Below are 23,090 nucleotides of genomic sequence, written 5' to 3'. Positions count from 1 at the left end.
CCCAAATTCTCACCATTCCGCGACATTCCGCGATTGCCAGGGCCCGGCCTCCCTGCCAAAATTGTCTTTTCATCATGCAAGTCCCTCTTCTCGACCTCAAGCAGCAGTACGTGACCCTTCGTGAACAGATCCGCGCCGAAGTGGATCAAATCATGGACTCCCAGTATTTCATCGGGGGGCCGAAGGTCGAGGCGTTCGAGCGGGCCATTTGCGAATACACCGGGGCCAACCACGCCATCGGCGTCACTAGCGGCACCGATGCGCTCCTCATCGCGCTCATGGCCCTGGACGTCAAGGCCGGAGACGCGGTCGTGACCACCCCGTACACCTTCTTCGCCACCGCCGGGAGCATCGCCCGCGTCGGTGCGGACGCCGTTTTCATCGACATCGATCCGAAAACCTACAACCTCTCCGTGCCCGCCCTGCGCGCTTACCTGGAAGGCTGTAAAAAGAACCCCCAAGGCCAGCCGGTCAGCCATGCGGGCAAGACAATCCGGGCCATCATGCCCGTGCACCTCTACGGCCTTTGTGCCGACATGGACGGCATCCTGGAAGTAGCCTCGCAGTACGGCCTCCCGGTGATTGAGGATTCCGCCCAGGCGCTCGGAGCCGAGTTCCCGGGCCGCAACGGCAAGGGAAGCGCCGGAGCCATGGGCGACTTCGGCTGCTACAGCTTCTTCCCGTCGAAGAACCTAGGGGCCTTTGGCGACGGCGGCATGGTCGTCTGCAAAGACGCCGCCCTGGCCGACCGCCTGCGCGCCCTGCGCAACCACGGGGGCGAACGCCGCTACTACCACAAAATGATCGGCGGCAACTTCCGCTTGGACGCCCTGCAAGCCGCCGTGTTGGCCATCAAACTGCCGCACCTCGACGCCTGGTCGGCCCAGCGCCGCCGCAACGCCGCCCTCTACCACGAGGAATTCGCCAAAGCAGGCCTGTGCGAAAAAGTGACGCTCCCCTTCGAGCCGTATGCCGATAGCGGGCTCAAGAACCACCATATTTTCAACCAGTTCATCCTTCGCGTGCCCGACCGCGACGGCCTTTGCGAGCACCTCGCCAAAGCGCAGATCGGCCACGCCATTTACTACCCGCTCTCGCTGCATATGCAGGAGTGCTTCGCGTACCTTGGCTATGAAGAAGGGGATCTCCCCGAAGCCGAGCGCGCCGCTAAGGAAACCATCGCCCTGCCGATCTACCCCGAGCTGACGCCCGAGCAGATCCACGCCGTGGTCGAGGGGATCGCCGGGTTTTATAAGTAAGCGAGGCTCCTCGCCGCCCAGGCCCCTTGAAAAGAAAAGCGGGCCCTTTAAAAACCGTTAAATTGATAGTTGACTCTCAATATCATCGGCCTAAATTTGTCCCCGATGATCTACCTGACACAGCAAAAGCGGGTATTAGCCTCCATCTTTGAGAAAGCGGACCGGCCATTGACTCCGGTGGAGATTTGCGAGCGGGCTCGCACCGATCTTCCCTCGCTCGGCATCGCCACCGTCTACCGGGCCATCAAGCAATTCCTCGAAGACGGGCAGGTTCGCCTAGTCGAGGTCCCCGGGGCTGCGCCGCATTACGAGAGCGCCGCCCGGCATCATCACCACTTCTTCGTCTGCCAGAGCTGCAAGCGCCTCTTCGATCTGATCGGGTGCGTTCGCGGCGTCAAATCGTTGGCCCCCCAGGGCTTTCGCGTCAAACAACACGAAATCGTCCTCTACGGCGAGTGCTCATCCTGCGCCGTTGATTCATCCAAATCCTAAGTTCCAACACTCAATACCGATGAAACGCTTCCCCATTTTCCTTCTCTGCCTCGCGCTCCTGTTCTGCGTCACCGTGACCCGGGCCGCCCAGCCGCCGCTGCGCATCGTCGCCTCCTTCTACCCGATGTACGTCATCACGCTCAACGTCGTCGGCGACGTCCCGAACGTCCAGGTCACGTGCCTCACCGAGCCCGTCACCGGCTGCCTCCACGATTACTCGCTGACGCCGGGCAACCTGAAAACGCTCGCGGGCACCGACATTTTCGTCGCCAACGGCGCGGGCATGGAGAACTTTCTGGCCAAGGCGCTCCTCCAGTCGCCTCGGCTGAAAATCATCGAGGCGGGCAAGAAATTCCCCCTCATTGACAACGGCAATCCGCACATCTGGGTCAGCGTCAGCGGAGCCATAGCCGAGACCCGGGCCGTCGCCGCCGGGCTCGCCGAGGTCGATCCGCTCCACGCCGTCGAATACAAAGCCAACGGCGAAGCCTACGTCCTCAAGCTCGAAGCCCTCCGGCAGAAAATGCACGCTGCGCTCGACGGCCTTAAGGACCGCGATATCATCACCTTCCACGAGGCCTTCCCGTACTTTGCCAGCGAGTTTAAGCTCAACATCGCCGCCGTCATCGAGCGCGAACCAGGCTCCGAGCCGAGCGCCGGGGAACTGGCCGATACCATCAAGACCATCCGCAAGCACCACGTGCGCGCCCTCTTTGCCGAGCCGCAATACCCGGCCAAGAGCGCCGAGGTGATCCACCGCGAAACCGGCATCCCCGTCGGCATTCTAGACCCTGCGGTTACCGGCCCGCGCGATCCCGCCCAGGCCCGCGACTCCTACATCAAAGCCATGGAAGCCAACCTGAAAGTGCTCGCCGGGGCTCTGAAAAAATAATGGAGAACGATCATCACAAGGGCCTGGCCCGGCACCCCTGCGGCGAATGCTGTACCAAACTGGTCAACGTCGGCGTCGCGTTCGGCGGCCAGCGCATTCTGGAGGACGTCTCGCTCCACCTCCACTGCGGTGAGCTGACCACGCTCGTCGGCCCCAACGGCGCGGGGAAATCGACCCTGCTCCGGACCCTCCTGGGCGAGGTGCCCCACACGGGCGAGATCCACTTCCTGCCCGTCTTCGGCCATGGGCGCGAGGACGCCCCGGCCATCGGCTACGTGCCGCAGTTTTTGGAGTTCGACCGCTTCTCGCCCATCAGCGTGCAGGACGCCTTTTCCAGTGTCCTCTCCCGCTGGCCCGTGGTTCTGTGGCACCGCCGCCGGGACCGGGCGACGGCCCGCGAGGCGCTTGAAGCCGTCGAGGCCGGGCACCTGTGCGACCGGAAGCTCGGCGAGCTCTCCGGCGGCGAATTGCAGCGCGTCCTGCTGGCCCTTTCGCTGACCCCGGTGCCGAACCTGCTCCTGCTGGACGAACCGGTCTCCGGCATCGACCTTCCCGGGCGCGAGCTGTTTTACCGGACCGTCTCCGACCTGCGCCGCCGCTTCGACCTCTCCATCCTGATGGTCTCGCACGACCTCGCGGGCGTCGCCGCCGTTTCCGACCGCGTTATTTTCCTCGACCATCGGATCGTCGCCTCGGGCACCCCGGCTGAAGTCATCGCCCATCCCGAGGTGCGCCGTACCTTTGGCCTCGACGTCCCGCCTCCTCCTCCGCAGACCGCCTCATGAACACCTGGCACTGGATCATTTCCAACCTTCCCTTCGAGTGGGCGCAGTTCGGCTTCATGCGCACCGCGCTGCTGGCCGTGCTGATCGTCTCGCCGCTCTTTGCCTTGATGGGCACGCTGGTGGTCAATAACCGCATGGCCTTCTTTTCCGACGCCATCGGCCATGCCTCGCTGACCGGCGTGGGCTTGGGCGTGCTGCTTGGCCTGGCCGATCCGCTCTGGGCGCTGCTGGGCTTCTCGCTCGTGCTGGGCCTCGGCATCATCTCCCTCCAGCGCTTCACCCGCTCCTCCATGGATACGGTGATCTCGCTTTGCATGTCGGTGAGCATCGCCCTTGGCGTCGTGCTCCTCTCTCGCGGGGGGAATTTCAATAAATTCAGCCACTACCTCATTGGCGATATCCTGAGCATCACGCCGGAGGACGTGGCGCAGCTGCTCGTCACCACCGTGATCGTCGGCGGCGGGCTCTTAATTGGCTACAACCGCATATTGCTCATCGGCCTCAACGAGTCGCTGGCCCGCAGCCGGGGGATGAAAACGTGGTGGGCCCAGATGCTTTTCTGCGCCGGGGTGGTGATGGTCGTTACCATGAACCTGACGTGGGTGGGGATCTTGATCGTCAACTCCATGCTGATCGTCCCGGCGGCGGGGGCCCGCAACATCGCCCGCAACGCTCGCCAGTACGTCGGCGTGGCCTTGGGCATCGCGGTCTTTTCCGGCGTGGCCGGGCTGATCGGCTCCTACTATGCCAATACCGCCACCGGCGCGACCATCGTCCTGGTGATGATGGCCTGCTACGTCGTGACGCTGGGGGTTAAAGCCGCCCGGATCGAATTCGGAAGCCGGGCGTAGCGGCTGCCGCCCATCCACGTTCCCTGTGCCGATTCGCACAAGGAAAGTGGGGCCAGGGCCTCAGGACGCAGCTATAGGAGAAGCTGCTGCCGGGGAATAATCATTTGCCAAAGTAAGATTAACACCAAGAAAAAACAAAGCATGCTTGGTCGAGTTAAGCCGACATCTTCCTTACGCTTGGAACCTCATGCCGCGACGGAAGTTGGCTTTAGCTAAAAAATCGAAAATTGCGCTAGCGATAGGCAATCAAATCCGCGTCCAGCGCAAAGCACTCGGCCTATCGCAGGAACGGTTTGCGGAGCTATCCGGCCTGAGCAAAAACTATATCGGCAATTTGGAACGCGGAGAATATGAAGTGAGCGTCTCCACGCTGGATCAAATTGGCCGATCCCTAGGCACCAGCGCTTCTTTGCTACTCAAAAACGCCGGGCTCTAGTTGGGCGAGCGTAAGGGGGGGACGCAACTCGATTGCCGCAATGGAGTTGCGGGTTCAAGTGTGTGCCCAAATGGAGTTTGGGCACAAGAGGGGAGGTAGTAGGGAACGAGTGGAAAAGCGAGCGCCCCCTAAAAGCCTCTGCCTTTTCCTCTGTGTCCTCTGACTCGAAAATAGGTGCCCTATAAAAAAGGCAGAGGACTCACGCAAAGACGCAAAGGCGCAAAGAGTCCTGCCTTTCTTTGCGCCTTTGCGTGAGTATCAATTATTCCCCCTCTTTTTTCATGCCGCGTGGTTCCCCCCCCTGCGGGGCATGGAAATCTGTGGTGAAGACCTAAGCCGTCACGGCCTCATCGCCGGTACGGGATTCCCAGCGGGGCAGCCATTGGGAGATCGACGACCAGGAAACGTAGGCAAAGCCCCCCTGGAAGAGCGCCAGGAACGGGAGCGAGAACCACTGGCCCTCGCGGGCTGCGTTCACCATGAAGTAAGTGAAGTAGACCGCGAAACCAAGCTCGACGAGCGGTAGCAGGCTCTTAATGGACCGGTACTTGGTCGCATTCCAACGCTGCTTTTTGCGCTCGATGCCGTACTTCGGCGTGCGGGTGAACTCGCTTTCGTGACCGAAAACCGCCTCCAGCACCGCCTTGGCATTGCTTACCGACATTCCGATGCCGAGCGCCAGCAGGAGGGGCATGTAAATCAGCTCCTTGTACCAGCGCTTGCCGTCGTTTTCCCGCTGGGCCACGGCGTAGAACACCGCCGCCGACAGGGAGGCCAGCACGAACACCGGCACGTCGAAAAGCACCGCCCGCCAGGGGCCCGCCAGCAGTTCGCTCGACTGGGGCGCTTGCTGGAGCAACACACAGAGGAAAACGAGCAGCAGGTAGGCGAAATTGGAGGTAAGATGGACCGTCGCCTCCAGCTTCACTAGGAGGGGCAACTTGCTGCGCCAGACCGTGCCGAGGATCTTCTTGCAGGTCTGGATGGAGCCCTTCGTCCAGCGGTGCTGCTGGGAGCGGAAGCCGTTCATATCCACGGGAAGCTCCGCCGGGGTGATCAAATCCTTCAGAAAGAGGAACTTCCAGCCACCGAGCTGCGCCCGGTAGCTCAGGTCCAGGTCCTCGGTCAGCGTATCGTGTTGCCAGCCGCCGGAGGCCGCGATGCAGGAGCGCCGCCAGAGGCCGCCCGTGCCGTTGAAATTGATGAACCGCCCGGCCCGGCTGCGCGCTGTCTGCTCCAGGACGAGGTGGCCATCCAGGAACATCGCCTGGATGCGGGTGAGGGGAGAGTAGTCGCGGTTGATGTGCCCCCAGCGGCTCTGGACCATGCCCACCTTCGGGTTGGTGAAGTAGTGGATGGTGTCGAGCAGCAGGTTCGGTTTTGGCACGAAATCGGCGTCGAGGATCAGGATGAACTCGCCTTTGCAGGTGGCCATGCCGTGTTCCAGAGCGCCCGCCTTGAAGCCCGTGCGGTCGACCCGGTGGATGTACGCAACATCGAAACCCTGTTCGCAGAGGGCCTTGACCCCCGATTCCGCCAGCACGCAAGTCTCGTCGGTGGAGTCATCAAGCACCTGAATCTGGAGTAGGTGCCGGGGGTAGTCGAGTTCCGAGACCGCCTTCAGAAGGCGCTCGACGACGTAAAGCTCGTTAAAGATGGGAAGCTGGACGGTGACGCGTGGCAGTTCGTCGAAATGGCCTTGGGGTTTGGGCACGTCATTGCGGTGCTTGAGGTAGAGGTAGAGGATGCAGTAGCGGTGAAAACCGTACAGCGCGAGTACCCCCACGACCAACAAGTAAGAAACAGCCAAAAAAACCGCCCCGGGATTTCCGTGCATAAGTAATAAAGCCCTCACAACTTTGCCGTGAAAGGACCAGAATCATGACAATTTCACCCCCCCCGTCAAGATGTTTCCTTGAAAGCGCCCCGGGCGGCCTCTGTCGGCGTCGGTAATTCTACCGAGGGGCGTACTCGGGATTACCCTGGCTGTTTTGCAAGGAGTTACGCCGCTCCCGTGCGGTATCCTTCCGGGTCGATTTCCACCCCGGCGTACCCGGCGGCGAGCAGTCCGGCCTCGGCTTCACTCTGGCGGCGGTAGAGCTCCGGCAACTCGTCGCGGCCCACCTGGATCCGGGCGCGCGGCGTGCCGCCCCCCTTCGCAAGGTGACGTACCCGCAAGACCCGGAAGCCGAGCGAGCGCAAATGGGCCTCTCCGGCTTCGACCATCGCCAGGGCCTGCCGGGTGACGGGCGTGCCGAAGGGAATGCGGGAGCTCAGGCAGGGCTGCGAGGGGGCCTCGGCTGTGGGGAGCCCCAGTTCGCGGGAAAGCTGGCGCACTTCCGCCTTGGTCAGGCCCGCCTGGCGCAGCGGGGCGAGGACGGCCGCTTCCTTGGCGGCGCGGGAGCCGGGGCGGTCCTCGGGCGGGTCGTCGGCGTTTTCACCGTAGGCGAGCCCGGCGAACTGGCGTTCGGTGGCCAGGAGGTGCATTTTGGCGAAGAGCTCGGCCTTGCAGAAGTAGCAGCGGTTGAAGGGGTTGCTCGCGTACTCCGGGTTCTCCATCTCGTGGCTGGCGATGACCTCTACCTTGGCTCCGAAGCCGCGCGCTACTTCCAGCGCCTCGGCCAGTTGCTGGCGGGGCAGGCTGGGGCTGTCGGCGATGACGCCCAGGACGCTCTCGCCCAGGACTTTGCGGGCGTGGGCGAGCAGGAAGGTGCTATCCACCCCGCCGGAATAGGCGATGAGCAGCGGGGCGTGGGCCTGGAGGATCGAATCCAGGGCAGCCAGTTTGGTGGTGAGAGAATCGGACATGGCTCCAGAAGGTCTCACGCCAAGGTGCCGAGGCGCAAAGGATTTTTATCGCGAAGGAGGCGATGCGGCCCAGGCCCTACTTCTTATTCTTGCAGATGCCGAACTTGCGCAGCTGGTCGCAGCTGGCCTCGATGCGCACGGTCTTGGCGATGGGCGTGAAGCCCTGGCGCTTGGAGATGCAGTCCTCCAGCGTCTCCATGTAGTGATCCTCGAACTCGAACACCTTCTGGCAATCGGTGCAGATGATGTGGTTGTGGTGGGGCCGGTTGACGAAATTCGGGTCGTAGGTCTTATGGTCCTTGCCGATGTCGATTTCCTTGAGCAGCTTGCTCTCGACCAGCAGCGGCAGGGTGCGGTAGACGGTGGCGCGCGAGACGGTCGGCTCGATGCGGCGCGCCATGTCGATCAACTCCTCGGCGGTGAAATGCTGTGCTGTGCTGAACGCAGCCTGGATGATCGCCTCCCGCTGGACGGTTTTACGCAGCCCTTTGGAGTCGATGAAATCGTAGATTTTCTGCCGAAGATCGGAGTCCATGGTTTGAGGGGGCATCCCGCACTATACTCCCTCGTGGAAACGGGAGTCAACTGATGCCTACACGCTCTCTTCCTCGACCGGATTGGTCAGCGCGCCGATGCCGTCGATCTCGATCGTCACGGTGTCGCCCGGCTTCAGGTAGACGCGCGGGCGGCGGGCCATGCCGACGCCGTGGGGCGTGCCGGTGAGGATGACGGTGCCGGGGGCGAGCGTCGTGCTGGCGGAGAGGAACTCGATGAGCGCCGGGACGTCGAAGATCATGTCGTCGGTGTTCCAGTCCTGCATCGCCTGGCCGTTTAAAATCGTGCGAATGGGGAGCGTGTTCGGGTTGGGGATCTCGTCGGCGGTGACGAGGACGGGGCCCAGGGGGGCGAAGGTATCGAAGGTCTTGCCCCGGCACCATTGGCCGCCGCCTTTCCAGATCTGCCAGTCGCGCGCGCTCACATCGTTGGCGCAGGTGTAGCCGTAAACGAAGTCCAGCGCGGTGGCCCGGGTGGCGTTCTTGCACGTCTTGCCGATGACGACGGCCAGCTCGCACTCGTAGTCCACCGATTCGCTCGGCAGGAAGCGCGGCAGTACGATCGGGTCGCCCGGGTTTTGGAGGGCGTTGGGGCCTTTAAAGAAGAGGACGGGGTACTCGGGAATCTGGCCCTTGGTTTCCTCGGCGTGGCGCTTGTAGTTGAGCCCGATGCACCAGAAAGCGGGTGGTTCGACGGGGGCGAGCAGCTTGGCGACCTCTGCCGCCTGGCCCGTGGGGGTGAACCCCTCAAAGAGGCGGCCTTCAAGCCGTTCGCGGGAACCGTCCGGGTGCTCGGCGGCGAATTGTACGCTGCCCTTGGGATCGAGATAACGCAGGATCTTCACGGGGGCCCATCAAAGCGGATTTTCCCTTGGGGCGGAAGATTTTATTCTTAGCCAAGGCGCTTTGTAAAAACTCCGGGAGCCACGCTTCTCTTACCCCCGTGTAGCGGCGGTGTTTCGATTTCAACAGAAAGGCAACCTATGGACTGGTACATCGCGGTTCTCAAAAAATACGCCGTTTTCAGCGGCAGGGCCCGGCGCAAGGAATATTGGTATTTTGTCCTGTTCAACTTCATCATTGGCCTCGTCCTGGCGGCCATTGTTGCCTTGCTCGGGTCGATTTTCCACACGGAGGGTTTTAAGGTGCTCAACGGCCTTTATTCGCTGGCGGTCCTGATCCCGAGCCTTGCCGTTACCGTGCGGCGGCTCCATGACACCGACCGCAGCGGCTGGTGGATTCTTATCGGCCTCGTGCCCCTGGTCGGCGCGATTGTGCTACTGGTTTTCACCGTGCAGGACAGCACGCCTAGCGAAAACCGGTTCGGCCCGAATCCGAAGCAAGTCCTGGTTTAGGCACAAGAGGGCGGGAAAGAATGGGGTTACCCCGCTTCTTCCCCTCAGTGGCCTCTATGCCCTCTGTGGTGAATCTTATTAGTAAGACTTCGCCCAGAGCACGCGTTTGGCGCTCGGGGCTCCGCAGACGACGCACTTGCCCTCTTCTTCCTTCGCGTCGAAGGGGATGCAGCGGATCGTTACGCGGAGGTCCGTCTTGATGGTCTCCTCGCACTTCGGGTTGCCGCACCAGTGGGAGTTGGCAAAACCGCCGTGGATCTCCGGCTTCTCGGCGTTCTTCGGGGTGAAGAAGGCGTAGAAGTCCTCGCGGGTGTCGATCGGCTTCGTGTTTTCGTCGCGGTAGGCGAGCGCGCGGGCGTAAAGGGCATCCTGGATCTCCTGGAGCGTCTGAGGGATTTGCTCCGCCACTCCGGCCGCCGGGACGAACGCTTTTTCCTTCGGGCCCTTGTCGCGGCGAGTGAGCGCCACGGTGCCCTGGGCCAGGTCGCGCGGGCCGATCTCGATGCGAACCGGCGCGCCTTTCTTGATCCATTCCCAGCTCTTCACGCCGCCGCCAAGGTCACGCGTATCGACCTCGACCGTGATCGGCGCGCCGTGGAAGGCCTGGGCGCGGATTTCGGCTGCCAGCTTGTGCGCTGCTTCGAGCACCGCTTCGCGCGTGTCGGGCTTGGGCGTGACGGGGAGGATGACCACCTGGGTCGGGGCCACGCGGGGAGGGAGGATCATGCCGTCGTCGTCGGCGTGCGCCATGATGAGCGTGCCGATCAAGCGCGTACTGACGCCCCAGCTCGTTGTCCAGGCGTGCTCCTGGCGGCCTTCGCGGGACTGGAACTGGATGCCGCTCGCCTTGGCGAAGTTCTGCCCCAGGAAGTGGGACGTACCGGCCTGGATCGCCTTGCGGTCCTGGACCATGGCTTCGATACAGAGCGTTTTTTCCGCGCCGGGGAAGCGTTCGCTTTCGCTCTTCTCGCCGCAGTAAACCGGCACGGCCAGGTGCTCGCGGGCGAATTCGGCATAGACCCCGAGCATTTTCTCGGTCTCTTCGATCGCCTCTTCGCGGGTTTCGTGGGCGGTGTGGCCCTCCTGCCAGAGGAACTCGGCGGTGCGCAGGAAGACGCGCGGGCGCATTTCCCAGCGGACGACATTGGCCCACTGGTTGATCAAGATGGGCAGGTCGCGATAGCTCTGGACCCACTTGGCGTAGGTCGCGCCGATAATGGTCTCCGAAGTCGGGCGGACCACGAGCGGCTCGGTCAGCTCAGCGCCGGGGGCCGGGCGCATCTTGCCGTCGGGGCCGACTTCCAGGCGGTGGTGGGTGACCACGGCGCACTCCTTGGCGAAGCCCTCCACATGGGCGGCTTCCTTTTCGAGATAGCTGATCGGGATGAAGAGGGGAAAGTAGGCGTTCTTGTGGCCGGTGGCCTTGAACTTGGCGTCGAGCTGGTGCTGGATGTTCTCCCAGAGGCCGTAGCCCCACGGTTTAATCACCATGCAGCCCCGCACGTCGGACGCCTCCGCCATGTCGGCGGCGCGAACGACCTGCTGGTACCATTCGGGAAAGTCCTGGTCGCGGCGGGGGGTGATGGCTGTCTTTAGTTCACTCATGGTTTGGCAAAAAAGGAAACACCCAGCTTACGCCGGTTGCCGGGGATATTAAAAGGGTTTTATCAGGAACTGGAGGAACTCAGGAAAAAGACAAGGAGGAACAGAATACGCGGTGTCGCCTGATGTTGATGAAAGAAAAAAGTCCTCGTTACGAATCTCCAGATTCGTGACGCAAGTTGTCCGGGAATCTCCTGATTCCCCCACGGCTGCAAAACAGAGTTTCGCCCCCAATTGCGTTCCCAATCTGGAGATTGGGAACGAGGAAAAAAACTCAAATGCGAGGTATCGCCTCGTGTTCACGGCATCGGGGTTTTGCTAGTTTTGATTTGTTACGAACTTCCGGTTTGTATCGCGAGGCCCTCAGCTCCACGTCTTCCATGCCCCCCCCGGCATGGAGGGCGTGGATGGGCGGCGGCAACAGAACGGCGTCCCCGAAAAACAGGCTTTCCGTCAACCTTGATGCGCCGTAAACCAAAGCCATGAGCGAAACGCCGCAAAACGTCTACGACAACCCGGATTTTTTCGCCGGTTACAAAGAATTGCGCCGGGTGGAGAGTGGCCTTAATTCCGCGTTAGAGATTCCCGCGCTTCTGCGGATGCTGCCTTCGTCCCTGGCTGGGCTACGCATTTTGGATCTCGGGTGCGGCTTTGGCGATTTCGCGCGGCTGGCCCGGAGCCGGGGAGCGGGCCGGGTGACGGCGGTGGATGTTTCCCGGCGAATGCTGGAGGAGGCGCGGCGGCGGACGGCTGATCCGGAGATTCAGTATGTCGAGGCGTCCATCGAGGATTTCGACGCTACGCCGGGTTCCTTCGATTTGGCGGTTTCCTCGCTGGCGTTCCATTACGTTTGCGACTATTCGGCTGCTATCGGGCGGATCTTTCGCTTCCTGGCTCCCGGCGGGCGGCTGGTTTTTTCCGTGGAGCACCCGATTTGTACGGCGAGGCCGGAGCAGGAGTGGTGCTGCTCAAGCGAAGGTGTGCCGCTCCACTGGCCGGTGGACCGCTATCGGGACGAGGGCGTCCGGCGTACAAAGTGGTTTGTGGATAATGTCGTTAAGTACCACCGGACGGTGGAAACGTACGTCAACGGCTTGGTTGCCGCCGGGTTTGTATTGGACCGCCTGGAAGAACCGGAACCCTCGCCGGAATCGATCGCCGCCCGGCCTGATTTGGAAAGGCACCGCCGCCGCCCGCCGTTTTTACTGCTGGCGGCGCACCGAAATTAGAGCGTTTTAAGCCGCTGGAACTCGTCCAGGGAGGACTTGACCACTTCATCCATGTTGTAATAGCGGTACGTGGCCAGACGGCCAATGAAGCTGACATTGGCTTCGCTTTGGGCGCGCTGGGCGTACTGCTCATAGAGGCTGTGGGAGGCCGTCGTGGGGATCGGGTAGTAGGCTTCCCCGCCGGGACCGTAGTCGGCGGGATACTCCCGGACGATGGTGGTCACGGGGAGTTGCTGGCCGGTGGCGTGCTTGATTTCAACAATCCGCGTGAAGTCATGGTCATTGGGGTAGTTGACCTGCATCGCCGGTTGATAGAATTCCTGCTCCAGGGTTTCCCGTTCGAACCGTAGCGAACGGTAGGGCAGCGGGCCGTAGCAAAAGTCGTAGTACTCGTCGATCATTCCTGTGTAGGCGAGTCGGCGGTAGGGCACGGAGTCCCGGATCTCCTTGAAGTCGCATCCGAGCCGCACCGTGATGCGCGGATGGTTGAGCAGCCTCTCGAAAAGCCGGGTATATCCTTCCGCCGGAATGGCCTGGATGCGCTCGGAGAGGTAGCGGTCATCCCGGTTCGTGCGAATGGGGATGCGGCCGCAGACGGAAGCATCCAAGTCCTTCGGGGCGCGCTTCCATTGTTTTTGGGTGTAGTTTTTAAAGAACTTTTCGTAGAGCTTCCAGCCCACCTGCGAGACGATGATCTCCTCGGAGTTTTTCGGGTTGTCGATGGGGACCCGCCATTTTGCGAGAGTCTCGGTCATTTCCTCGCTGCTGCTCGGGCGCCCGATGATCTGCTCGAAGGTGTTCAGATTGATGGGGAACTGCCAGTAGCGCCCGTCGGTCCATGAGAGGATTTTGTATTCCACGGGACGCCATTGCGTGAAGCGGCTGAGGTAGTCGAATACTTCCTGTCGGTTGGTACGGAAATAATGCGGGCCATAGCTATGGAGTAATACTCCGTGGTTGTCTTCGGCGTCGTGGGAATTGCCTCCGATGTGGTTACGCCGGTCAATGACGAGGACGCGGCGATGGGCCTCCTCGGCGAGGCGCTCGGCTAGAACGGCTCCGGCAAATCCGGCTCCGACAATGAGCCAATCGTAGGGTTTCTGATTATTCATGATTGGTGGCGATACGTTTGGAAAAAAATGGCTCATCAGAGTGATGCCAGAAACCGCTTATAAAACTCCACCCCTTGCTGGAGATCCTCCAGCTTGATCCACTCATCCTTAGTGTGGGCCTGGGCAATGGAGCCGGGACCGACCGCCACGGCAGGGATGCCCGAGGCTGCCAGCAGCGCGGCATCGCTGAACCACGGTGCGCCCCCCGGGGGGCCGCCCGCACGCACCAGCGCCTCGACCACCGGGTGCGAGGGATCGGTGTAGAGCGGGCGCTGCTCGGTCCAGCGCGCCTCGATGCCCGGGGCCGCTTTTTTGCAGACCTCGACGATTTCCGCAATGAACCCGGGCCGGTCCTGCTGCGGTACCGAGCGAATGTCGATGCTCGCCTGGCAGAGGTCCGGGACAATGTTGATTTTCGCGCCGCCCTGGAGCAGGCCGATATTGGCCGTCGGGTGCCCCAGCACAGGGTCGTTGATCTCTGCGAACTTTGGGAAAACCTCCGTGCGCAGCGCCCGCAGCGCGTCGAGCATTTGGTCGATGGCGTTTTCCCCCAGCTCTGGCCGGGAGGCGTGGACGGCGTGGCCGCGGGTGGTGAGATGGAGCCAGTTGCAACCCTTGTGGGTGTAAACCACAGTCAACTCTGTTGGCTCGCCGATCACCGCGAAGTCGGCCCGGTGATGGGCTGCGAAATGCCGCGCGCCATGCTGGCCCGCTTCCTCGCCCATCAGGCCCAGAAAGCCGATTTCCCAGCCGAGCGTCGGGATGCGCTCCCGCAGTTCCCAGAGCGCCCAGAGAATCGCCGCCATGGGGCCCTTGGTATCGCTCGCGCCGCGCCCCCAGAGCTTGCCGTCGCGGATTTCCGCAGCGAACGGGTCGATCGTCATGCCTGCCACCGTCACTGTGTCGAGGTGCGGGGCAAAGTAGAGGCGTTTTTTGCCTTCGCCGCCGGGGAAAAGGGCGACGACGTTCGGCCGCCCGTCGAGCACCGGTTCGATCTCCGCCCGGGCTCCGATGCCGCGCAGAAAATCAGCGACGAACTCTGCGCAGGCCGCCTCCCCGGGGTGTTCGATGCCGGGGTTGCCGTCCGGGTTGACGCTAGGGATCCGGACCAGCGCTTGCAGCAGTTCGACGACGTTCGCGTAGCGGTTCATACTACCGCCTATTTTGTGTACGTCTTGAGGTACCAGTCGACGAATTTCGGTATGCCCTCGCAGATTTTCGTCGTGGGGCAGTAGCCGAGGAGATCGCGGGATTTGGAGATGTCCGCGTAGGTTAGGGGTACGTCGCCGGGCTGTTCCGGCAGGCGGTTGATGATCGCTTTTTTGCCCAGCGCTGTTTCGATGGCGGCGATCAGCTCGCTGAGCGTCGTCGTCTGGCTTTCGCCCAGGTTAAAGACGTCGCAGAGCGGGCCCTCGTAGCTGAGGCACGCGAGCACGCCCTGGAGGATGTCGTCGATGTAGGTGTAATCCCGCCGCGTGGAGCCGTCGCCGTATTGGTCGATGGCCCGGCCCTCGTGGATGAATTTGGTGAACTTATGAATCGCCAGGTCGGGTCGCTGCCGGGGGCCGTAAACGGTGAAAAAGCGTACGCTGGTGGTACGCATCCCATAGAGATAAGAGTAGTTGGAGCAGAGTTGCTCGGCTGCCAGCTTCGTCGCCGCGTAGGGGCTGATCGTCTGGTTCAGGCACATATCCTCGCGGAAGGGTACCGTTTTCAGCACGCCGTACACCGAGGAGCTCGAAGCGTTGATAAAGCGCTTGATACCCGCCTGCCGGGCGGCTTCCAGGAGGTTGAAGGTCCCGGTGACGTTGGCATCAATATAGAGCTTGGGATGCTTGATCGACGGGCGCACCCCGGCGCGCGCGGCCAGGTGAATGATCGCGTCAAATTGGCCCAGTCCTACGATATGGCTCAGTGCCTTGGCATCGCGGATATCCACCTCGTGGATCACGATGCGGTCGGCGGCTGCGGCGAGGTTTGCCCGCTTAATTGCCGGATCGTAGTAGTCGTTGAACTCGTCAATGACCGCGACGTCATGTCCCTCCACAAGGAGCCGGTCAACGAGATTCGAACCGATGAAACCGGCTCCGCCGGTGACCAAAATGTTCATGCGCCGCAAGCTAAGGGAAGCGTCTGGTAAAGCGCAAGGCCTAAGATGCCCACGCACTAGGAAGGTTTTTCCGCCTTGCCTTTCCGCCTCTGATTTATTTGAAGCAAAGATTGACACCCTCCGCCCCCGGTGCCATACGTTCTAGACTGTCCTATGGCATCCGAGCCCCCCCGTCCAACAGATCCTACCATTCAGAAAAAGGCGACTGTGAGAATCACGTTGCCGCCCAAGCCGGGTATCCCCGCGCCTTCCCCCGAAGGCAAAAAGGAGACCATTCGCATCACCATTCCTCAGTCTTCGTCCGGCATCCTGAAAAAGGAGACCGACATTATTAAGAAAGAGACCGTCCGTATCGGCGAAGGCAAGAAGGAGACCATCCGCATCAGCCTCCCGTCGCAGCCCGGTCCCAAGCGCGATACCATTCGCATCAACCTGCCCCCGGGGCAGCCGACCGTTGACGAAGACGCCCGCACGACGATGCCGATCCGGCTCCCCGTGAGCGCCGCGCCGAAGCCGCCGGTCCCGCCGGTTGCCCCCGGCATCCCGAAGCTCCCGGTCGTTCCGCCGCCCGTCGCGCCGAGCGCCCCCAGTGCGCCCAGCGCCCCTGGTGCGTCCACTCTGCCCAAGCCTCCGGGAAGCCTCCCGGTGCCGCCCGCTGGCAAACTCCCTCTTCCTCCGAAGCTTCCCACCGCCCCGGTGCTGCCCAAGGTGGGCTCCCCGCTGCCGCCGCCTCCGGTTGGCGCGCCTCCCGTTCTGCCGAAAGCCCCCACGGGCCTGGGAATTCACCCCCCGGTAGCGCCGAGCTCTCCTGTGCCGCCCTCGGCCCCCGTGCCACCCGCCGCGCCCGTCCTGCCGAAGGCCCACGTAGCTCCGGCCGCCGCCGTGCCCGCTCCGGTCAAGCCGGTGACGCCGAAGAAAGAAACCACCCGGATCCCGGTTCCGCCGAGCCCCAAGACGATGCCCAAGGCAACCGTCAAGCTCAACCAGACGGCACCGCTTTCCTCGATGCCCGCCCCGTCCATCAAGACGGCGGACGTCCAGACCTCCACCACCGAGCAACCCTCCGAAGACGATCCCCTTATGCTTCCCTTCAGCATCGCCGCCTTTATCGCCGCCGCGTTCGCCTGTGTCATGGCGTTCCTCTAGGCTCTCCTTTAGGCTCTTTCCATAACCGTAAAAAAACCAGCAAAGGGCGTTGTCAACCAGCGTCCTTTCGCCCATCGTTTACTCATGTCTCATCCCAACGTTCACAACCTGACCGACGCTAATTTCGATCAAGAAGTTCTCAACGCCGCCACCCCCGTGCTGGTGGATTTTTGGGCCACTTGGTGCGGACCGTGCAAAATGATTGCCCCGATCATCGACGAAATCGCGGCGGAGAAAAGCGGCACCTTTAAAATCTGCAAAGTGGATGTGGATGAAAACCAGGCCATCTCGGCCCGTTTCGGCATCCGCGCCATCCCGACCCTCCTCATCTTCAAGAACGGAGACGTGAAGGAGCAGATCGTCGGCGGCGCCGTCACCAAGGGCGACCTGGTGGCCAAGCTCGAAGCTCTGGCCTAAGCGCCAGAACGCCAACTCCGGCCGATCCAAGGTCGGACGGCAAAGTTCCATTTTTCAAACTGCCCAACCTGGGAAATCCGGGTTGGGCAGTTGTTTTTCTAGCGCAGTGAGACCACGAACGTGCGCAGGCCTTGCAGGAACATTTCCACCGCCACGGCGGTCAGGATCAAGCCCATCAAGCGTTCCACGGCCGTCAGCACCCGGCGGCCCACCACCTTGGCGATTTGCCCCGAGGCGGCCAGAATCACCGTCGAAGCCCCCATGGCCACCGCCACCGCGCTGAAGATCATCCAGAAGTCGTCCGGATTGTGCGAAGAGAGGAGCAGCACCGTAGCCAGCGCGGAAGGCCCCGCGATGGTCGGGATGGCCAGCGGAAAGAGAAGCGGTTCGCTGCCAGTCGCGGTCCCGAACATCGGCTCCGAGGTCGGGAAAATCATCCGCAGCGCGATCAGGAAGAGAATAATCCCCCCGGCGATGCCCAGCGACGTTTCCGACAGGTGCAGCGTTTGCAAAAAGAACTGCCCGCAGAGCATGAAGAGCACCAGCGCCAGGAAGCCAATGCCGCATTCGCGCAAAACCACGCGGGTCACACGGTTCTCAGGTACGCCACGCAGCGCGGCCAGAAAGATGGGGATATTGCCGATCGGGTCGATGACCAGGAACAGCAAAATAGTAGTCGAAAGAAAGCTCACCTAATTCTATCGCACATTTCGGCCCCGGTATCCAGCCGGCGCGTGCTTAAGCTCCTAAGGCCGCTCGATGCGCACGGCCACGTAATCGGTCTGCGGTAAGATGAACTTGCGCACCTCCACGGTCAGCTGGCGGATCGGGAAACGGTGCAGCAGCCCCGCCGCAATCTCCTCGGCCAGCGTCTCCACCAGCTTGCGGGGACGCTCCAGAGCGATAGCCTGCACCACGTCGCAAACCGCCGCGTAGTCGATCGTCTCCTCGAAGCGGTCGCCCAGTGTGCGAAAGTCCGTACGCGCCTCCAGCGTGAGCGTCACGGTCAGCCGCTGCGGTTCCGCGCGCTCCTCATCGGGAACACCAATATGAGAACGCACCTCCAGGGCTTCAATGTGGATCAAATCAGGCATGGGGCCAAGCCTAGCCGGGAATAAAACTGAAGACAAGACATGCCCCGGAGCGCAGCTACCCCAGCGCCTGGCGCAGCGAGCGCACCGAGGGGAAGCCGCAGCGCAGCGCCACCTCCTTGAGCGGCACCGCCGGTCGCCGCATCATCTGCTGGGCCGCCGCCACCCGCAGATCGCGCAAATGCCGGGCTGGAGATTTCCCGGTCGCCTCCGTGAACACCCGGGTAAAATGCTCCCGGCTCAGCCCCGTTTGCGCCGCCAGCTCCTTCACCCCGAGCGGCTCGCGGAACCGTGCCGCGCAAAGCGCCAGGGCCACCTGTACCGGGTCGGCCGCCTCCATCGCCGGGCGGCTCAACTGCCGCGTCCATTCCATAATGAACCCATACGCCGCCGCGCTCGATTCATACGGGTCCACCGGCAGACGCGCCCGCGCGACCTCGGCCAGCTTTTGCGCCATCATGCCTGCCGCCGATGCATCCGGCAGGGGAAGCACCGGGCCGAATGCCTCGCGGAGTTCCCGGAATAGCAAAATCGCCAGCGGCCCGTAGAAATTCAGCCACCGGTAGCGCCATGGTTCCCGGCCCTGTTTGGGGTAATAATATTTAGTAGGCTCAGGTGAGATCACAATTAGAGCGTTTCCCGGCGGCACCGGGTGCTCCACGCCTTCCTGCTCGAACATGCCCTCGCCTTCGAGCGTCCATTGGACAATCACAAATTGGTCTTTTCCGCGCTGGGCATTATCCCAGTAATAGCGGGGCGTCTGGGTGGTTTCCAGGGCACAGCCATAGGGGGTGGAAATCAGAATATGATTTTGAGGCGAAAGCATGGTCCTGTTAAAATATCACAAAACGACCTATTAAATCACGCCTTGATTCTTTGGAATTTAGAGAGAATCGTGTAATCCATTCCTCATGAACAAAATCACCCTCGTCGGCGCCGGTAGCGTCGTGTTCGCAAAAAACCTCATCTGCGACATCCTCCAGTATCCCTCCCTTTCCGACAGCACCATCTGCCTCATGGACATTGATCCGGAGCGCCTGGCCACCATCGAAAACCTGGCCCGCCGCGTCGTCGCGCAGCTCGGGGTCAAGGCGCGTATCGAGTCCACGCTCGACCTTCGGACCGCCTGTCAGGGCGCGAAGTTCGTCATCACCACCGTCCAGGTCGGCGGTTACAAACCTTCCACCGTCGCCGATTTTGAAATTCCCGCCAAATACGGCCTCAAGCAGACCATCGCCGACACCCTCGGCGTGGGCGGCGTCTTCCGCGCCCTGCGCTCCATTCCCGCGCTGGCCAAGGTGGCCCGCACCGTCCAGGAAGTCGGCGCGCCCAACCCGCTGCTGCTCAACTACACCAACCCGATGCCCATGAACATGTGGGGTGTCGACCGCCTTACCGGCATCGCCTCGGTCGGCCTCTGCCACAGCGTCCAGGGGACCTCGCAGCAGATCGCCTCCTACTGCGGCCTCGACCCCAAGGACATCAGCTACCTCGTCGCAGGCATCAACCACATGGCCTTCTTCCTCAAGTTCGAATACCGTGGCAAGGACGCCTACCCGCTCCTGTTCAAAGCACTTGAGGAACCGAACGTATTTGCCTGCGACCGCGTCCGTTTCGAAATGATGCGGCGGCTGGGCTACTTCGTCACCGAATCGAGCGAACACCAGAGCGAGTACAACCCGTACTTCATCCATCACGGGCAGGAAATTATCGAGAAATTCGGCATTCCGATCAACGAATACATCCGCCGCTGCGAAGTGCAGATCGCCAAGTGGGGCGACATGGAAAAGGACCTCCTGGATGAAGCAAAGCCGGTCGAGATCCACCGCAGCGTCGAGTACGGCTCCTCCATCATCGAGTCCATCGTGAGCGGCCAGGCGCGCGTGGTCTACGGCAACGTCCCCAACGCGGGGCTCATCGACAATCTGCCTCATGGCTGCTCGGTGGAGGTCCCGTGCCTGGTCGATAAACAGGGCATCCAGCCGACCCACATCGGCGATCTCCCGCCGCAGCTCGCCTCCATCATCCGCACCAACGTCAACGTGCAGGAGCTGACCGTCGAGGCCGCAGTGACCGGCCGCCGGGATTACATTTACCAAGCCGTCATGGCCGACCCGAACACCGCCGCCACGCTCACCCTCGACCAGATCTGGTCGATGTGCGACGAGCTGATCGAGACCCATCAGCGCGACGGCTTCCTCGGGGAATTCCAGCCCGTGGCGCGCAATACCGGCAAGCCTCTGGAGGCCGTTGCCCGCGTCTTCCTTGGCATCGAGCCCGAGAGCATCCCATTCCTCGGCGGCGCGACCGAGGCGGCCTTCCGGCTTGTGGCGAAGAACGAAACCGCCCGCGACTTCCAGGGCGAGGTGCGGCTGGAGGCGAAGGGAGCTTCGCTCAAGATTTCCGAGCCGATCCTACTGAATATTGCCGCTGGCGAGACGGCCTCCGTGCCGTTCTCCGTGGAGCGCGAGGCAAGCTTCGAAGGAGAGGTGGTGCTCTCGATCATCTCCGAATCGATGCAAACCGTGGAGCGCGATCTCGTCATTCCGCAGCGCAAGCAGGTCTGCATCGGCCTGGGCCGCGAGAAGGGCATCGACATTGACGCCCAATGGTCCGGCAACCCCGTGGCCAAGGGCCGCGCGTGGATCGAAGAGGCCGAGCTCCGGTTGGAAGTGGAGATCGACGACACCGACGCCAAGGTAGTCGAGGGGGCCTGGTGGGAAGGCAGCGCGTTGGAAATCGGCCTCAAGGACGCGTTTTCCGATACCCGCTCGCCGCTGCTGGTCATCACCCCGGACGCAGCGAACCCGTCGATGCTCCTCAATGGCCAGCCGCTGAAAAAGGGCACGGTGGCGATCCGGCGCGCCGTGGGCAACTACACGGTTGCGGCGGGCATCCCGTTTGAAGTCGTGGGCATCCGGCCGGGCACTCCGTTCCTTTTCGAGCTGGTATTCCACGTCAACGCCCTGGGAACCGCCCACGGCAAGATCCGCACGGCCTGGCAGGGATCGGCCAACGCGGGGAGCGATGCCTCGCATTTTCTCCTCGTAGTTCCGGAGTAATACCGGATACCTAAGAGCTTAAGCTGGGAAAAAAACGCGGCGTTTGCGGGATCTCGATTCCGCAAACGCTTTTTTTTTCTATCGGATCACGACGCTCTTGGCCTGAATGAGCGGGGTCAGCTTGCGGATGAAGGTCTGGACAAGCTCATCGGTCTGCGGTTCGTCGAGGCCGAATTTATCCACGTTCGCGGTGATCCGGCTCATCACGGAGACATAGGCCCAGCGCTGGTTGGTGCCCATCCAAATGCGGTCCCGGGTGTCCAGCAGGTAGCGCTCTGTGTGGCTCGCCGTGGTTTCCTTTGAGCCGATAAACCAGTAGTAGACCAGGCTGAAATCCTTAAACGGACGCCCGTCGCTGTAGGTGACGGGGCGGCCCTGGGCGTCGTAAATCGGGCGCAAGGTATGCAGCCGGGTGACCGTCAGCGGGTGAGTGGGGTCCAGGGACAGGGGGAGCTTTTCGGTGCGGGAGTCGACCAGCGTAAAGCCCTGGGCAGGGAGGCAGCGCTCCGGGCGGTGAATGCTCGCGCTCATGTCCTCGCCGGAGAAGACGATCGATACAAAGATTGAGGCCCCCCGGCCGTTGGTGTACTGCTTGCGGGCAAAGGTTGTTTCCGCCCCGAGGACCTGGCGTTCCTTTTCCGTCACCGCGGCGTCTTGGCCATACCATTCGTCCACGAAGTCCGGCAGCACGGTCGCGACTCCAGGGGCAGGTGGTTTGGGGGCCGAGGGAAGTGCGTAAATGAGCCCCAGCCCGGCGGACAGAACCACCAGGAGCGTCAGGAGACGACGGGATAGCGAAGCGGTCATCGGGTTTGGGGCAGGGGTGAAGGAGTGCGGGAGAGGCGGCTTTTGCTCACGCCGTAGTTGACGACTTGGCTAAAGAAGAGCATTGCCATAATGGCGATGGGGAAAAAGAGGAACCCGGAATACTCGTGGTAGACCCCTGCGGCCACTTTCGGATCGTAGTAACGGGCCAGCAGTACGATGGAGAAAATGCGCCCGATATTGCCGACAATGGCGAAGCCGAGCGAGCAGCTGAAGATGAGGAGCTTCTTCCAAAGCCGGTCTTGGGTGAGGTGGACGTAAACGGCGGTGAGCATCGTCATGGCCGTGAGGGAGCGGATGCCGCTGCAGCCCTCGGCGATTTCGAAATTGAACGAGCCGTCATTAGCCGTCAGCGTGGTGCCCACGGCCAGGATGGAAATGCCAACCAGGTGGGTCAGCTTGCCCACCGCTCCGGTGATGATGAATTGCAGATTGTTGGTCGCCTGCTCCAGGGCTGATACGGGGATCGCGAAGAACAGGAACATGCAGGGGAAGAGCACCACCCGAGCCGCCGCGCGCCCCCAGGCGAACCGAACGCCGCCGTAAAGCACGAGCGGGATGCTGGCCATGGCCATGCGGGGGTTGAGGCTGCGAATGGCGAGAACGTAGAGCAAGATGCCCGCGCAGACCGAAACGATTCCCAGACCGAACCCGCCTGGCTCCGCTTTCTTAAGCGCCTCGCGGTGAAAATAGAAAAGCCAGATCGCGATGATCGGCACCAGCATTCCATAGCTCTGGTCGCCCTCCGGGTTCCAGGCCTTCCAGGCCCATACCGCTGTGGATTCCACCCCGTACATGAACGGATGCACCAGACCGTAGAAATAAGCGAGCACGGCGGCGATCCCCGCGAGCGCCAGGGCGGGAGCCGGGTTGCGCCATAGCCAAGCCCCTAAAGCGGCCAGTTCTTTCAGGAGGCTCATGGCAAAAGCCAGGGCGTCGTCGAGTATCGACGGGGGCGCTTTCCGCGGCGCAGCGGAATTTTCTTCTCGCGGCGCGCCGGAATTCCCGTTTGATTGGGGATGTGGAGTCTCGGCCATGGACCCGGGACTAATACCCGACAAGCT

At 62.1% G+C, this 23,090-nt stretch carries 23 protein-coding genes and 1 pseudogene; 11 read left to right on the top strand and 13 right to left on the bottom strand.

The features are described from left to right. The first annotated feature begins 74 nt into the window (after window positions 1–74). From B2828_RS16455 to B2828_RS16430, 6 genes are all read left to right on the top strand, one after another. Complete coding sequence (locus B2828_RS16455; RefSeq protein ID WP_479634865.1) at window positions 75–1,259, top strand: DegT/DnrJ/EryC1/StrS family aminotransferase; 1,185 nt, start codon at window positions 75–77, stop codon at window positions 1,257–1,259. Window positions 1,260–1,364: 105 nt separating this feature from the next. Further along, window positions 1,365–1,751: a Fur family transcriptional regulator gene (locus B2828_RS16450; protein WP_479634864.1), complete on the top strand. Its 387-nt coding sequence runs from the start codon at window positions 1,365–1,367 to the stop codon at window positions 1,749–1,751. Between the two features lie 19 nt (window positions 1,752–1,770). Beyond that, window positions 1,771–2,643: a metal ABC transporter substrate-binding protein gene (locus B2828_RS16445; RefSeq protein WP_479634863.1), complete on the top strand. Its 873-nt coding sequence runs from the start codon at window positions 1,771–1,773 to the stop codon at window positions 2,641–2,643. After that, window positions 2,643–3,428, top strand: coding sequence for a metal ABC transporter ATP-binding protein (locus tag B2828_RS16440; protein ID WP_479634862.1), 786 nt, complete (start codon window positions 2,643–2,645; stop codon window positions 3,426–3,428). Before B2828_RS16445 ends, B2828_RS16440 begins: the two co-directional genes overlap by 1 nt. Beyond that, window positions 3,425–4,279 carry a metal ABC transporter permease gene (locus tag B2828_RS16435; protein WP_479634861.1) on the top strand — a complete coding sequence of 285 codons (855 nt, stop codon included), beginning with the start codon at window positions 3,425–3,427 and terminating at the stop codon, window positions 4,277–4,279. The genes B2828_RS16440 and B2828_RS16435 overlap by 4 nt, the downstream gene beginning before the upstream one ends. A gap of 187 nt (window positions 4,280–4,466) precedes the next feature. Then, window positions 4,467–4,715: a helix-turn-helix domain-containing protein gene (locus tag B2828_RS16430; RefSeq protein WP_479634860.1), complete on the top strand. Its 249-nt coding sequence runs from the start codon at window positions 4,467–4,469 to the stop codon at window positions 4,713–4,715. A 331-nt stretch (window positions 4,716–5,046) separates the two neighbouring features. Here the strand turns inward: B2828_RS16430 and B2828_RS16425 are convergent, their stop codons facing one another. From B2828_RS16425 to B2828_RS16410, 4 genes are all read right to left on the bottom strand, one after another. Continuing rightward, complete coding sequence (locus B2828_RS16425) at window positions 5,047–6,525, bottom strand: cellulose synthase family protein (protein ID WP_479634859.1); 1,479 nt, start codon at window positions 6,523–6,525, stop codon at window positions 5,047–5,049. Window positions 6,526–6,716: 191 nt separating this feature from the next. Next, window positions 6,717–7,523: an ATP-dependent sacrificial sulfur transferase LarE gene (larE, locus tag B2828_RS16420; protein WP_479634858.1), complete on the bottom strand. Its 807-nt coding sequence runs from the start codon at window positions 7,521–7,523 to the stop codon at window positions 6,717–6,719. A gap of 76 nt (window positions 7,524–7,599) precedes the next feature. Continuing rightward, a complete protein-coding gene (locus B2828_RS16415; protein ID WP_479634857.1) occupies window positions 7,600–8,058 on the bottom strand; it encodes a Fur family transcriptional regulator in 459 nt (152 codons plus the stop codon). 57 nt (window positions 8,059–8,115) lie between these two features. Continuing rightward, on the bottom strand, window positions 8,116–8,922 hold the full coding sequence (locus tag B2828_RS16410) for a fumarylacetoacetate hydrolase family protein (protein WP_479634856.1): 807 nt from the start codon (window positions 8,920–8,922) through the stop codon (window positions 8,116–8,118). 138 nt (window positions 8,923–9,060) lie between these two features. Between B2828_RS16410 and B2828_RS16405 the strand changes: the two genes are divergently transcribed. Then, complete coding sequence (locus tag B2828_RS16405) at window positions 9,061–9,432, top strand: DUF805 domain-containing protein (protein WP_479634855.1); 372 nt, start codon at window positions 9,061–9,063, stop codon at window positions 9,430–9,432. 78 nt (window positions 9,433–9,510) lie between these two features. Here B2828_RS16405 and proS read toward each other — a convergent pair whose 3' ends face one another. Continuing rightward, complete coding sequence (proS, locus tag B2828_RS16400; protein WP_479634854.1) at window positions 9,511–11,037, bottom strand: proline--tRNA ligase; 1,527 nt, start codon at window positions 11,035–11,037, stop codon at window positions 9,511–9,513. 479 nt (window positions 11,038–11,516) lie between these two features. Between proS and B2828_RS16395 the strand changes: the two genes are divergently transcribed. After that, window positions 11,517–12,263 carry a class I SAM-dependent methyltransferase gene (locus tag B2828_RS16395; RefSeq protein ID WP_479634853.1) on the top strand — a complete coding sequence of 249 codons (747 nt, stop codon included), beginning with the start codon at window positions 11,517–11,519 and terminating at the stop codon, window positions 12,261–12,263. Here the strand turns inward: B2828_RS16395 and glf are convergent. From glf to B2828_RS16380, 3 genes are read right to left on the bottom strand one after another with little or no spacing between them, the layout of a single operon-like run. Continuing rightward, window positions 12,260–13,375, bottom strand: coding sequence for a UDP-galactopyranose mutase (gene glf, locus B2828_RS16390; RefSeq protein ID WP_479634852.1), 1,116 nt, complete (start codon window positions 13,373–13,375; stop codon window positions 12,260–12,262). The two genes, B2828_RS16395 and glf, sit on opposite strands and share 4 nt — an antisense overlap. Before the next feature lie 35 nt (window positions 13,376–13,410). Next, window positions 13,411–14,526 (bottom strand): M20 family metallopeptidase, encoded by a 1,116-nt coding sequence (locus B2828_RS16385; RefSeq protein ID WP_479634851.1) that lies wholly within the window; start codon window positions 14,524–14,526, stop codon window positions 13,411–13,413. A gap of 8 nt (window positions 14,527–14,534) precedes the next feature. Next, complete coding sequence (locus B2828_RS16380) at window positions 14,535–15,485, bottom strand: SDR family NAD(P)-dependent oxidoreductase (RefSeq protein WP_479634850.1); 951 nt, start codon at window positions 15,483–15,485, stop codon at window positions 14,535–14,537. 207 nt (window positions 15,486–15,692) lie between these two features. On the opposite strand from B2828_RS16380, the gene B2828_RS16375 reads away from it, so the two are divergent. Both B2828_RS16375 and trxA read left to right on the top strand, forming a co-directional pair. Further along, the gene (locus B2828_RS16375) at window positions 15,693–16,631 is read left to right on the top strand and encodes a hypothetical protein (protein ID WP_479634849.1); all 939 of its coding nucleotides are present in this window, start codon (window positions 15,693–15,695) and stop codon (window positions 16,629–16,631) included. An 84-nt stretch (window positions 16,632–16,715) separates the two neighbouring features. Then, window positions 16,716–17,048 carry a thioredoxin gene (gene trxA, locus B2828_RS16370; protein WP_479634848.1) on the top strand — a complete coding sequence of 111 codons (333 nt, stop codon included), beginning with the start codon at window positions 16,716–16,718 and terminating at the stop codon, window positions 17,046–17,048. Window positions 17,049–17,146: 98 nt separating this feature from the next. On the opposite strand, the gene B2828_RS16365 is transcribed toward trxA, so the two are convergent. From B2828_RS16365 to B2828_RS16355, 3 genes are read right to left on the bottom strand one after another with little or no spacing between them, the layout of a single operon-like run. Beyond that, complete coding sequence (locus B2828_RS16365; RefSeq protein ID WP_479634847.1) at window positions 17,147–17,740, bottom strand: MarC family protein; 594 nt, start codon at window positions 17,738–17,740, stop codon at window positions 17,147–17,149. 54 nt (window positions 17,741–17,794) lie between these two features. Further along, entirely contained in the window at window positions 17,795–18,142 is a 348-nt protein-coding gene (gene folB, locus B2828_RS16360) for a dihydroneopterin aldolase (protein ID WP_479634846.1), read from the bottom strand. A gap of 55 nt (window positions 18,143–18,197) precedes the next feature. After that, complete coding sequence (locus tag B2828_RS16355) at window positions 18,198–18,965, bottom strand: helix-turn-helix domain-containing protein (RefSeq protein WP_479634845.1); 768 nt, start codon at window positions 18,963–18,965, stop codon at window positions 18,198–18,200. A gap of 85 nt (window positions 18,966–19,050) precedes the next feature. Between B2828_RS16355 and melA the strand changes: the two are divergent. Further along, window positions 19,051–20,391 (top strand): annotated as a pseudogene (melA, locus tag B2828_RS16350) (alpha-galactosidase); the annotation flags it as partial. Window positions 20,392–21,279: 888 nt separating this feature from the next. Here the strand turns inward: melA and B2828_RS16345 are convergent. Both B2828_RS16345 and B2828_RS16340 read right to left on the bottom strand, forming a co-directional pair. Continuing rightward, the gene (locus B2828_RS16345) at window positions 21,280–22,008 is read right to left on the bottom strand and encodes an exosortase C-terminal domain/associated protein EpsI (RefSeq protein ID WP_479634844.1); all 729 of its coding nucleotides are present in this window, start codon (window positions 22,006–22,008) and stop codon (window positions 21,280–21,282) included. Then, window positions 22,005–22,946, bottom strand: a complete 942-nt coding sequence (locus B2828_RS16340) for an exosortase/archaeosortase family protein (RefSeq protein WP_479634843.1) — start codon at window positions 22,944–22,946, stop codon at window positions 22,005–22,007. The genes B2828_RS16345 and B2828_RS16340 overlap by 4 nt, the downstream gene beginning before the upstream one ends. Between the last annotated feature and the right edge of the window lie 144 nt (window positions 22,947–23,090).

This window comes from Spartobacteria bacterium UBA695 (assembly GCA_002298145.1).
Taxonomy (GTDB): domain Bacteria; phylum Verrucomicrobiota; class Verrucomicrobiia; order Chthoniobacterales; family Chthoniobacteraceae; genus UBA695.
This window is presented reverse-complemented; position numbering and strand designations above follow the sequence as displayed.